Raw genomic sequence first — 11,418 nt, 5'->3', positions numbered from 1 at the left:
AATACGCCATTCACGGCGGCCCTTCAGCCCCGAGCCCCTAGGGCAGTGCCTGACGGTCCAGCAGCGCGCGCGTCTGGCGTCGCACCCAGTCCATCGCCTGCGCCTGACCGGTCAGCCCCTCCTGCCGGGCCAGCCATGCCAGCGAGCGCCCCTGCCACAGCAAGGCGCATAGGATGATCAGCTCGGGCGGAATGGCCGCCCGGTCACTTTCCCGCAGTGCCTGATGCACCCGCCAGGCCAGCGCCTGACGGCTCGGCACCAGCGGCGCCTGCCCCAGCGCCAGCCGCTCGAGCTGCGCGCGGGCGGTCTCCGGCAACTCAGGGGCAATCACCGCCTGATCCGAGAGCGTTTGCGCCACCACGGCCGGCGAAAGCCTGGAGAGTTCAAAAGCCAGCAGCGCCGGCAATTGGGCGCGCATCGCCTCACGCAGCCGATGCTGCAGCTCCTCGCCGCGCGCATTGAGCGCCCGGCTCATCATGACCGGGTGCTCACCGGTAGAGGTTTCAGGATGCAGCCCCAGACGCACGCAGGCCAGCCCACAGCGCTGCCAGAAGGCCATCAGACCGGGCTCGGCGCCCAGGCTGGCACCCAGCAGCGACATGTCCTCCGCGCGCGCGCCTTCCAGTACCTTCTCGATCAGGGTCCGGCCCAGCCCCTGACGCTGGCGCGCGGGCAGCACGGCCAGGCGCATGACGCGTCGAAGCCGGTGCGTGGCGGCCGCCACCACGCCAGCGTGCAGCGCCAGCGACTGCGCCATTAGATGACCGCGCGGGCGGCGCTCACCACGGGCCACCTGCTCGGCCAGCCGCTCGTCGAAGCCGCCCTCATCGACGGTCACCGCCACCGCCAGCAGCCGGCCCTGCCCCGCCACTGAATTGCTCTCCAGCGTCTCGATGCCGATGTTCGGCCCATCCAGCAGGGTGCGCAGGTCCGCGGGTGAGGTGCGATAGTGCGCTTGCACCAGCAGCGCGAACAGCGTTTCAAGGCGCTTCTCATCAAGGGCCAGCGCGTCCCGGTCGAAGCGATGGTGATAAAGGAGGGGCCCAGCCTCGTGATCGGCGGGAACTTCGATAGGAGCCTCGATGGGAGCTTCGATGGGAACTTCGGCAGGCACTTCAGCGGCCAGCATCAGCAGCCGGGTGACGCTGCGCTCCAGCGGGTCATTGTCCGCCCAGCGCACCGGCGTTCTGAGTGTCATTGCCTTCCACTGCGGCGTGAGCCGGTCCAGTCGAGCACGAAAGCGCAGCGCAAAGCCGCGGCCGCTGCCCTCGTAACCGTGCACGGTGGTGGCAAACACCACGCGCGGAAAGTGCTTGAGTGCCTCATTCAGCAGCGACGCCGGCAGCGCCGCCGCTTCATCGATGAGCAGCACGCTGCCATCGCCTCCCCAGGACTCAAGGTGATCCACCAGCCGGTCGGGGGCGACAAAACAGACCTCGCGCCCCTGCCAGAGAAAGCGCTGATCCTGCTGAACGCCTTCCGGCAGCAGCGCGGCGAGACGTTCGAACACCGGCGCCACGCTTGAAAAGCGCGGCGCCGTGATGAGAATGCGCGTGTCGTTGTCCATGAGCCGGCGCGCCGCCCCGATACCCAGCGCCGCGCTCTTGCCGCGGCCGCGATCGGCCGTGAGCACCAGCGGGCGCCGCCGGCGCAGCCGCGTGATGGCCGTCACCGCCCGGGCCTGATCAGGGCTCAGGCAGCCTTCATCCTCGACCGGTACCGACTCGACCGGTGCATCAGCGGCGGCTGCCGGTAGACGCAGCGCCTCCCCGTCGGCCCAGCGCGCCACCGTGGTGTCCGCGTCAAGAAGAAGACGTGCCAGCCGGGCCAGATAGCGCGAGGCCAGCGCCGCCACCTCAAACGGATGATCGGCCAGACGAGCGTAGTCGGGGTCCGGCGTCTCTCCCCAGCGATCGGGCGTCAGCAACAGCAGCAGCCCACCGGCCCGCACGGTACCGGCCAGCGCGCCGAAGGCGTCCGGATCAAAACCTTCGAAGGCGTCAAACACCACCGCGCCCTGCTCGGTGCCCAGCCGGGTGCGGGCTTTTCTCATCACCAGAGGCTCGATCGAGTGCTTCAAGGCATCGGGCACTGATGCGCCCACCCACACAACCTCCGTCAGCGCCAGCGTTTCGAGCACGGCATCGGCGCGCGCGCGCACCGTTTCCGCCGGGCCGGACAGCCACAAGAGCCCGCGGTGGCGGGCAGCGTTCAGGGTCCTGCGCCACTGGCGCAGGGCGTTCATATCATCGTCGGACAAGACCACCTCACGAATAACGCATCGACAGCATCGCGGCAGGACGTGCCATATAAAAGCCATCAGTGTGACCTGATCATGCGCCACAGGCGATCATTGCCTTTTGTCCTGCCCCGGGCGCAGTATTGGCCGCCATTCATCCTCAGGGGCAGTCGCCTTGCTCGATTTTTTCCTGCATCTGGATCAGCACCTTTTGAGCCTGGTGGCCGACCATGGCGTATGGGTGTACGCCCTGGTATTTGCAGTCATCTTCTGCGAAACGGGGCTGATCATCATGCCCTTTCTGCCCGGCGATTCACTGCTGTTCATTACCGGCGCCATCGCCGGCAGCGGCCATCTGAACCCCTGGGCAGCCGGCGCCGGCATTGCCACGGCGGCGCTTCTGGGGGACAACCTCAACTACTGGATCGGGCGGCGCTACGGGACCCGGCTTTTCAATGAGCGTTCGCGCTGGCTGCGCCGGGAGCATCTGGCCCGGACCGAGGCCTTTTACGCGCATCACGGCGGCAAGATGGTCATGCTGGCACGCTTTGTACCGCTGGTGCGCACCTTTGCCCCGTTTGTGGCCGGCATCAGTCACATGCCCTGGATCGTTTTTACCGGCTTCAGCCTGATGGGCGCCCTGCTCTGGACCGGCGGGCTGGTGTCGCTGGGCTATTTTCTGGGCAACGTGCCCTTTCTGCGCGACCACCTGGAAATCATCATTCTGGGCGTGGCCGCCGTCATGCTCCTGCCTGTCCTCTGGCGCCTTGTGCGCCGGCGCACCCGGGACGCGCTATAGTGCAAAAGGGCTTCAGAACGCGCCCGCCGCGCCGATAAGGCCATTCAGGCCCGCTCTTTTGCGGATCAGTCACAGGGAGAGACGCCATGCCGTGCACACCATCAAGGACTGCCCTGTCAGGCCATGTTCTGGCCTGTCTTGTCGCCACGGTAACGCTTGCAGGGCCCTTTCCAGCGGCCCTGGCCGGTGACGCGGTGATCCTTGATCATCGCGGTCCCGATGTCGACTATCGCGGTCCGGGGATCGACCATCGCCGTCCTCATCGCCCGCCGCCGTTTGGCATTCGCGACCCACAGCAGTTTGATCCGGTGCGTGATGTGGATGTCGGCGTCATTCTACCGCCCGAACAGCTCGAACACTGGCGCAGCAACTACGTTCCCGACAGCTACCGGCTCAACGGCTATGACGGCGTCCGTCAGGGCGAGGCCAACGTCTGCCGCCATGATGATGGCTCGCGCAGCTACTCAAGCTCCGGCATGACCTGCGAGGACGGCAACGCCAACCCACCGGGCGGGCGCACCTGGTCGACAAAGTAGGTCTGCCCCCGAGCAACACCGGGCAACCTGCACGGTAGCGGGCCATATTCCAGCCATCGGACGGCACTGATCACTGGGCAGTCACCCTGTTAAAACATCAGACAGGAGCGATTTAAACGGCAGACAGACGCAATGGCGTATGGTCGGCGTGGCGGTGCTAGAATGCGCCGTTTCGCAGGCGCTGCGAGCTTTTCACGGCGCCCGCGCATCACATATTCCGGCCTACAAGAGTGCTCCATGTCCGCCAGTTCCGATCATCGCTCCCCACGAGCATCACTGCCCCGACTGGGGCTGATCCCGCAGATTCTGATCGGCATCGTCGCCGGCACCCTGCTGGCCCTCTGGGCACCCGACATTGCGCAACGCTTTGCCATACTCGGTGATCTTTTCATCAATGCCCTGAAGGCGATCGCGCCGATTCTGGTCTTCGTGCTGGTCATGGCGGCAATCGCCGCACATCAGCGCGGCCGCCCGACGCAGGTGCATGGCGTTCTCGGCCTATATCTGGTTGGCACCCTGGTGGCAGCGCTGGTGGCGGTCGTGGCGAGCTTCGCCTTTCCGACGACACTGGCGATCGACGCCCCGCCCGCCGATGGCGCACCGCCCTCCGACATCATCGAGGTGCTGCGCAATCTCGCGTTGAGCGCCGTCGACAATCCGGTCAACGCGCTGATGGAAGCCAACTTCATCGGCATTCTCGCCTGGGCGGTGGGGCTGGGACTGCTGCTGCGCCAGGCAAGCGACTCGACCCGCAATGCACTCGGTGATCTTTCCACTGCGATATCGGGGCTGGTGCGCTTTATCATTCGCTTTGCCCCGCTGGGCATCTTCGGACTCGTGGCCAACACGCTTGCCGATACGGGCCTGGGGGAACTTGCCAACTACGCTCACCTGCTGGCCGTGTTGCTGGGCTGCATGGCGTTCGTGGCGCTGGTGACCAATCCGCTTATCGTGTTCGCCCATACGCGCAGGAACCCTTATCCGCTGGTTTTCACCTGCCTGCGGGGCAGCGCCATCACCGCCTTTTTCACCCGCAGCAGCGCCGCCAACATTCCGGTCAACATGGCACTGTGCGAACGCCTCGACCTGCATCGCGACACCTATTCGGTATCGATCCCGCTGGGCGCAACGATCAACATGTCCGGCGCAGCGATCACCATCACCGTGATGACGCTGGCCGCGGCGAACACGCTGGGCCTGAGCGTCGACTTCCTGACGGCGTTTCTGCTCTGCGTGGTCTCGGCCCTCGCCGCCTGCGGCGTGTCCGGAGTGGCCGGCGGCTCGCTGCTGCTGATTCCGATGGCGGCAAGCCTGTTCGGCATTTCCGCCGACGTCGCGATGCAGATTGTCGCCGTCGGCTTTGTCATCAGCGTGCTGCAGGACTCCACCGAGACCGCCCTCAACTCCTCTACCGACGTGCTCTTCACCGCCGCAGCCTGTCGCTCTCCGGGGGCCAAACGACGCCTGGACGGCGAGACCCGGAACGACGCGGCCTGAGTCTCGGAATCGACGCCGTATGTGTCTCTTCGAGCCGCCCGTTCGGGCGGCTCTTTCATTCCCGGCTGCCAAGGCGGCAGCGGACGAGCGGTTCACAGCCACCGTGAAGCCGCAGTCTGTCGCCCGGGCGCGCTGGCCGGCTCGATGATATTGGCAAAGGCCTTTACCCGGGACTGCGCCCTCGCTTACCAGTCCAGGTTCAGGGAAAGCACAGCGTTGCGTGGCTCGCCGAGCCAGTACTGGCTGTAGAAGCCGATCTGCTCGTAGTAGCGCTTGTCGAACACGTTGTTGACGTTGAGCTGGGCGCTGAGCACCTCGTTGAAACGGTAACGCGCCATCATGTCCGCCACCGTATAACCGCCTTGTCCCACCTGCACCCTGCCGTTCGGGCTACGTGCGTCACGCCAGGTATCGCTTTGCCAGCGGGCACCGCCACCGATGGTGAGTCCCTGCCACTCACCGGGTAACTGATAGGTGGTGAACAGCTTTAGCTGCCGGCGGGGATGCGTGGTATTGGTGCGCTCGCCGTCGGCATTCTCGGCATTGGCCAGCGTATAACTGGCACTGAGGTTCCAATCCGGCATCAGTTCGCCTACCAACTCCAGTTCGACACCGTTGACCCGATTGCCGTCCACGCTGCGGTAGGCAGCGGTGCCCGGCTGACCGATAACTTCGACGCCGGGAATGGCCTCGGCCACATTATCCTGTTCGGTACGGAACAGGGCAACGCTGCCATCCAGTAGGCCACCAAAGAAGCTGGTTTTGGCGCCGACCTCATAGCTGCGCCCCTGGATGGGGTCGAGTAGTGAGCCATCTTCGAAACGCGCATTCTGCGATTGGAAAATTTCCGTGTAGCTGGCGTAGAGCGATGCCCAGCGATTGACATCGTAAACCAGGCCTGCGTAGGGGGTTAACTCGTTGCTGTAGCGATACTGGCGCTCATCCCCATAGTAGGTCTGGTCCAGTTCCCAGTCGCTGAGACGCGCGCCGATGATCAGGCTGAGAGGGTCGCTGAGCGAGAAGCGTGACACGAGATAGCCACCATTCTGGGTTACATTCGTGTCATCGGAGCTGCTGTAGTCCCCCCATTGCGGGCGTGTGGCAACGCTACCATGCCAGTTGAAGTAGCTGTCCACCTCAGGCGTATCGCCTATCGGAGCAGCCCGTTTGATCTCGAAATCGTCTTCGCTGCGCACCCAGCCCAGCCCCAGTTCGTGTTGACGACCAAGCAGATCGAAGTGGCCTTCGGCGGTGAAGTTAAAGGTCTGCTGGGTGCGGTTGCCACGATAGTTCAGAAACGAATTCGACATGCCGAGCCCGGTCTCGCGGTCGGGATAACCACCGCGATACAGATATTCAAGACCGTAATTGCCGTCGTTATGGCTCATGGCGGCGCGCAGTGTCCAGCCGTTATCGAGCGTGTGACTTGCATCGACAAACACGCGGGTGGTCTCGTTGTAGAACGTCGACCAGGGGGTATTGTTGGCTGCGCTGCGGTCAAAATCCGTCCGGCCGCCATCCGCATAGAAAAGAGGAGGGCTGGCACCGGCACCAAGCGTCTCGTTGTGCTGGTATTCGACCCCGGCGGTCAGTTGGGTACCGGGTGTCAGTTCGCTGCTGATGACGCCATACAGGGTTTCGTGATCGTCTTCCATGTGGGCCATGAAACTGTCTTTACGGTCTTTGGCAGCGACGAAGCGTACGCCCGTAGTGCCATCGCTGGTCAGCGGCATCGATACGTCGGCGCTGATACGCTGGCGGTCCCAGCGACCAGCCGCCGTCGAGAACGATACAGCAGGCTCAGGAAGCGGCCGCTTGCGGACGAAATTGACGCTGGCGGATGGCTCGCCTTCGCCGGTCAAAAGCCCCGTAGCGCCGCGGACCACCTCGACACGGTCATAGATCACCGTATCCCAATCGGTATCGCCAAAGTTCCAGAATCTGTTAATGGGAATGTTCAGCCCATCGAACTGGAAGCTGCGAATGTCAAAGCCTCGGGCCGAATAGCTCGTGCGGTTGCTATCGGCACGGTTCTCGGAAATGCCGGCGCTATGCGAGAGCACATCTCCCGTGGTTTGAAGTGCTTGATCGTCGATCTGCTGGCGCGTCACCACGCTAGTGGACTGGGGCGTTTCTCTTGGGGTCAGGGCCAGACCGGTAGCGCTTCGGGTGACTGGCACCGTATAGCGCTTTGTGGCTTCGCTGGTAGTTGATGTACGCTCTCCGATGACAACGATATCGTTGAGCGTTTCGTCGGCAAAAATCTCCAGTGGATAAGCGCATACAAGCAGTGCAAGGGCCTGGCGAGGTAGGTGTGACATGGAGCAGAGTTCCCGTTTGGAAATAAATCGCTGGTGCGCTGAAGTGAAATTCGACTATGGGAATGAGAATCATTTCACCAAAAACGCCTTGCGCGTTATGCCACCCATGCAAAGGGTTATGTGAGATGATCAATCCACAGTAGGTGGGGAACTTTCTGCTAATGCACCGGGAGAGACGCCATATACTTTCTTGAAGGCCGTGATGAAGTTGCTGGCATGGCGATAGCCGCAGCCATGCGCTGCCTGCTGAACGCTTTGCCCGCGTGACAATAGCTCCCTGGCCATCACCAGCCGGCATTGGCGCAAATAATCGATGGGCGTAAGCCCATAGGTTGCCTTGAAGTGGCGGTGAAGTGTACTGGGACTCATTGCCGCTCGTTTGGCTAGATCATGCAGCGAATGGTCATGGGTCGGCTCATCGTCCAGCAAGTGACGAACAAGCTCCAGACGCTGGTAGTGTGACGTCTCCTGTTCGCCAGGCCGGGCAGCAGGCCGTGCCATTCCCTGAGCAATGACCTGCAGGGCCAGTCCATGCAGGCTCAGGCGCTGAATATCGCCCTTTTCAGGGGAGGCGACAACTTCTTCCAACGCGAATTTCAAGCCAGGACTCAAGGCCCAAATGTGCAGCGCTGCAGCCGGTGAATGGGTCCCATACCAGGCCTGAATGGCGGCGGCGTTGAGCGACAAGTACAGAATGCGTAGCCGTTGATGGGCGGGATGAAAAGCGCTCAGGGTTAAACCGGCGTCCAGCCGAATACAGCACGCCTCGCCTGCGGTGATCCAGCGCTGTTGGTCGTGGGTATCGAAGTGGGCGCAACCTTCCAGCATGACCACCACAAGCAATGACGTGGCACCTTTCGAAATCGACTGATAGGGCTGCTGAACGTCCAGATCGGAAATGAACAGATCTACGCCGCTCGTCAGCTCTATCTCCTCGACGCGGCCGTTGGCGATAGGAGTATGCGCTGCGTGCTGTGAGGCAGGAATCCTGGGAAAGCGGTAATCGATGCTATAGCGATACCCATACCCCAAAAAGTGCGCCACCGTATGGCGTTGAGAGATCGTCACGTGTGTGCCTCGGTCGTCATTGCGTCATGATTGGCACTTTTGATGTTAATGATATTTATTTTTTTTTAGAAGTAGGTAACCGATGACTACTCTCTAAATAGCCCAGGCAGCTCAGAAAATATCCCAACAGATAAAAGCGCCGGCCCGCCCATGATGTCCTGTTTCGCATCGGACGCTGGCACCCGGTGCTTCCTCCTTTTGTCTATCGAACACCGCATTGATCTAAATGCATCGGCTTCTACCGCCGATAACGTGTCTACCTCGTGCCGCACCGGCACGCGACCGTTCTATCTCTTGAGCAGGCGCCATTGATGGACACAAGCGAGGCGGAGGTTCTTCCACGAATCGAGATCCGCGATACCGAGCATATCGCCGGGATAATAGACACGCTGGGGTATCACACTCATGCGCTGTCAATCAGCTTGGGCGAATCACCGATATGTTATCCGGTGACGCTGGGTGGGCTGAATCATGAGCGCCGTATCCTGTCGCTCGCTCTGCTGGATGCCCAGGCGCTTGAGGCTTCAGGGATTGTCGACCAGTCGCTGACGCTCAATGCCGAAGGCGACACCGAAACGCTGCGTTTTGACGCCATGGCCCTTGAGGTCGTCCGCAAGAACGATCTGCTCGAGATTCAGTGTTCGCTGCCACAGGCGTTACATACTACGTCCAAACGCAGCAGCAAGCGGGTGCGTCTTCTGAAGGGGATGCAGGTCAGGGCCGGTTTGACCCTTTATGAGGATCAGCCACCCATTACCGGGCGACTGCGCAATATTTCCATCGGCGGCGCGCTGCTGGAAATACCGCTGGCCGCCAGCGCATCGCTGAAAACCGATGAGGCCATAGCCCGGCTCGAGCTGTCCTTTCCCAACGATGAAATTTTCAGCTCAATGGGCCGGATTCGCCACGTCAATCCGGCCGGACGCTCGCACTACGCCGCCGTTGGGGTTGTCTTTACCGGCACGGAGCGTGCTCACGAGCAGCGCCTGATGTATATGGTCAACGAGACCGAGCGCGAGGCGGTCTATCGTACCGGCTCGGGCGGGCGCATGAGCTTTCCCTCGCCGCTTTATACTTCCCGAGAGCCGGGCGACAGGCGTCACACGAAGCGGCAACGGAAAAAGGGCCAGGCCACGCCGATGGTGGATGCGCTGCTTGAAGTGGCCCGTCAGCTGCATATCTTTTTGCTGGCCCTACAGAATCAGCGTCCGCTGCCGGCGCACTGTCTTCTCGATAGCGCCGACACCCTGCTGACACTCTTGAACCAACAGCGCCAGAACCTCTTTTACGCCCTGCACTGCCTGCACAGGCAGCCGGGCTGGATTCAGCATTCCCTGAACGTGGCTGTACGGCTGGGAGATCTGATCAGTGCTGAACCCGAATATGCCACACAGGCCCGCGATGCGGTCATGGCTGCGCTGGTGCATGACATGGGCAAGCTGATGCTGGTGGACAATACACTGCCCTCGATCGAGGGACAGCTTGATACGCATCAGCGCCATTACCTGCGAAGCCATGTCGACGTATTGCTGTCCGCACTCGAGGGCCTCGACCGGCTCTCGCCGAGCATGCGCCATGACGTGATCCAGTGCATCAATGAACGCCTGGACGGCAGCGGCTATCCGCAAGGGCGCGAAGAGGCGGTACTCTCGCCGATCGCCCGCATGGCAGCGGTGATCGATACCGTCGACGCCATGACCCGCACCCGCGGTGATCGGCGGGGTAAAACGGCCGTCGAGGCCTATCGCTATCTCTATCACCGCCCCGGGCGCTTCGATAAACACTGGGTGACGCGCTATATCCAGCGCCACGGTTTCTATCCGATCGGCAGCCTGGTGAAGTTTTCCAGCGGCTACCTGGCCTGGGTCATGGAGCTTGATGACAGCGGCCAGCCACGCCGCGTGCGTGTGGTGCGTTATCTGGGTCGTGACGGGCGCACCATGAATGACATCCTGAGCCGGGTCGATTTTGCCCAGCTGGGAACGCTGGAAGGCCTGATGCGCCCGGAAGGCTTTGGCCTGACGCCCTACTGAAACACTCAGCCGCGCTCGAGCGGTATCGGCGGCGTCAGAGGCTGGGCGAGAAATCGATCACGCAGCCAGCTGCCGGCCACACCCAGCCCACGACCGGCATGCCAGCCCAGCTTGAGCGCCACCCAGCGCTCGAGCGCCGGTGCGGTGAGCGTGACCAGCGACGGCCGCGCCGGCGAGGCCGCAATGACGTGATCGGACATCAGTGTCCAGCCGACCCCGTGCTTGACCAGCTCCAGCATCACGAAGTGGCTCTCCACCCACCACACATCCGCCCCGATACGCTCGGCCAGCCGCGAGCCGGGCTGACCACGCGTGGCGACAATCAGCTGACGATGCTGTCTCAGGTCCTCCGGCGTCACGCTGCTCGCTGCCGCCAGCGGATGATTCTGAGCGCACACCAGTCGCAGTGGCACGCGCCCCAGCGGACGGGTCTCAAGTGCTGGAAACAGCGGCTGTGGCCGGCAGATAACACCCAGATCTGCCTGCCCGGACTCCAGCATGCGACCGACGTCCTCCAGCAGCGGAAAATGCATCTCGATCTCGACGCTCGGATACTGACGGGCAAAATCCTGCATCAGCGCACCGATCAGATGCTCGGGATAGAACTCGTCGATGGCCAGACTCAGGCGCGGCTCGATGTGGGCCTCGAGACGACGCGCCACGCCCAGAAAACGCTCGCGCTGCCCCAGCACGCTTCTCGCCTCAGCCACCATGCGCACGCCGCTTGCGGTCAGCACCGGTAGCCGGGCACTACGATCAAAAAGCGTCAGTCCCAGATCAAGCTCCAGGTTGGCCACATGGGTGCTGACCAGCGACTGCGCCTTGCCAAGACACCTCGCGGCGGCGGAAAAGGAGCCGGTATCGGCAGTCGCCACCAGGGCGTTGAGCTGTTCGAGCGTCGGGGTCATGACAGGCTCTACGAGAA

8 protein-coding genes are annotated in these 11,418 nt (G+C 62.6%); 4 read left to right on the top strand and 4 right to left on the bottom strand.

Annotation, left to right across the window (positions count from 1 at the left end; all coding sequences use genetic code 11):
* Positions 1–37 precede the first annotated feature (37 nt).
* Positions 38–2,260: a tRNA(Met) cytidine acetyltransferase TmcA gene (locus BM079_RS12685; RefSeq protein ID WP_175489688.1), complete on the bottom strand. Its 2,223-nt coding sequence runs from the start codon at positions 2,258–2,260 to the stop codon at positions 38–40.
* Between the two features lie 154 nt (positions 2,261–2,414).
* On the opposite strand from BM079_RS12685, the gene BM079_RS12680 reads away from it, so the two are divergent.
* From BM079_RS12680 to sstT, 3 genes are all read left to right on the top strand, one after another.
* Complete coding sequence (locus BM079_RS12680; protein WP_090134676.1) at positions 2,415–3,038, top strand: VTT domain-containing protein; 624 nt, start codon at positions 2,415–2,417, stop codon at positions 3,036–3,038.
* Between the two features lie 86 nt (positions 3,039–3,124).
* Entirely contained in the window at positions 3,125–3,574 is a 450-nt protein-coding gene (locus BM079_RS12675; protein WP_090134674.1) for a hypothetical protein, read from the top strand.
* Between the two features lie 237 nt (positions 3,575–3,811).
* Positions 3,812–5,071, top strand: a complete 1,260-nt coding sequence (gene sstT / locus BM079_RS12670) for a serine/threonine transporter SstT (protein ID WP_090134672.1) — start codon at positions 3,812–3,814, stop codon at positions 5,069–5,071.
* 185 nt (positions 5,072–5,256) lie between these two features.
* Here the strand turns inward: sstT and fauA are convergent, their stop codons facing one another.
* Together fauA and BM079_RS12660 are read right to left on the bottom strand one after the other, a co-directional pair.
* Positions 5,257–7,392 carry a TonB-dependent alcaligin siderophore receptor FauA gene (fauA, locus tag BM079_RS12665; RefSeq protein ID WP_090134670.1) on the bottom strand — a complete coding sequence of 712 codons (2,136 nt, stop codon included), beginning with the start codon at positions 7,390–7,392 and terminating at the stop codon, positions 5,257–5,259.
* A 129-nt stretch (positions 7,393–7,521) separates the two neighbouring features.
* The gene (locus BM079_RS12660; RefSeq protein ID WP_090134668.1) at positions 7,522–8,460 is read right to left on the bottom strand and encodes a helix-turn-helix transcriptional regulator; all 939 of its coding nucleotides are present in this window, start codon (positions 8,458–8,460) and stop codon (positions 7,522–7,524) included.
* A gap of 311 nt (positions 8,461–8,771) precedes the next feature.
* Between BM079_RS12660 and BM079_RS12655 the strand changes: the two genes are divergently transcribed.
* A complete protein-coding gene (locus tag BM079_RS12655) occupies positions 8,772–10,493 on the top strand; it encodes an HD domain-containing phosphohydrolase (protein ID WP_090134666.1) in 1,722 nt (573 codons plus the stop codon).
* A gap of 5 nt (positions 10,494–10,498) precedes the next feature.
* Here the strand turns inward: BM079_RS12655 and BM079_RS12650 are convergent, their stop codons facing one another.
* Positions 10,499–11,401, bottom strand: a complete 903-nt coding sequence (locus BM079_RS12650) for a LysR family transcriptional regulator (RefSeq protein ID WP_090134664.1) — start codon at positions 11,399–11,401, stop codon at positions 10,499–10,501.
* Between the last annotated feature and the right edge of the window lie 17 nt (positions 11,402–11,418).

This window comes from Kushneria avicenniae (assembly GCF_900112585.1).
Classification (GTDB): domain Bacteria; phylum Pseudomonadota; class Gammaproteobacteria; order Pseudomonadales; family Halomonadaceae; genus Kushneria; species Kushneria avicenniae.
This window is presented reverse-complemented; position numbering and strand designations above follow the sequence as displayed.

Excerpts from the sequence above, each read along its gene's own strand:
- BM079_RS12675 (WP_090134674.1), top strand. The coding sequence starts at position 3,125 with ATGCCGTGCACACCATCAAGGACTGCCCTGTCAGGCCATGTTCTGGCC.
- sstT (WP_090134672.1), top strand. The coding sequence starts at position 3,812 with ATGTCCGCCAGTTCCGATCATCGCTCCCCACGAGCATCACTGCCCCGA.
- fauA (WP_090134670.1), bottom strand. The coding sequence starts at position 7,392 with ATGTCACACCTACCTCGCCAGGCCCTTGCACTGCTTGTATGCGCTTAT.
- BM079_RS12655 (WP_090134666.1), top strand. The coding sequence starts at position 8,772 with ATGGACACAAGCGAGGCGGAGGTTCTTCCACGAATCGAGATCCGCGAT.
- BM079_RS12650 (WP_090134664.1), bottom strand. The coding sequence starts at position 11,401 with ATGACCCCGACGCTCGAACAGCTCAACGCCCTGGTGGCGACTGCCGAT.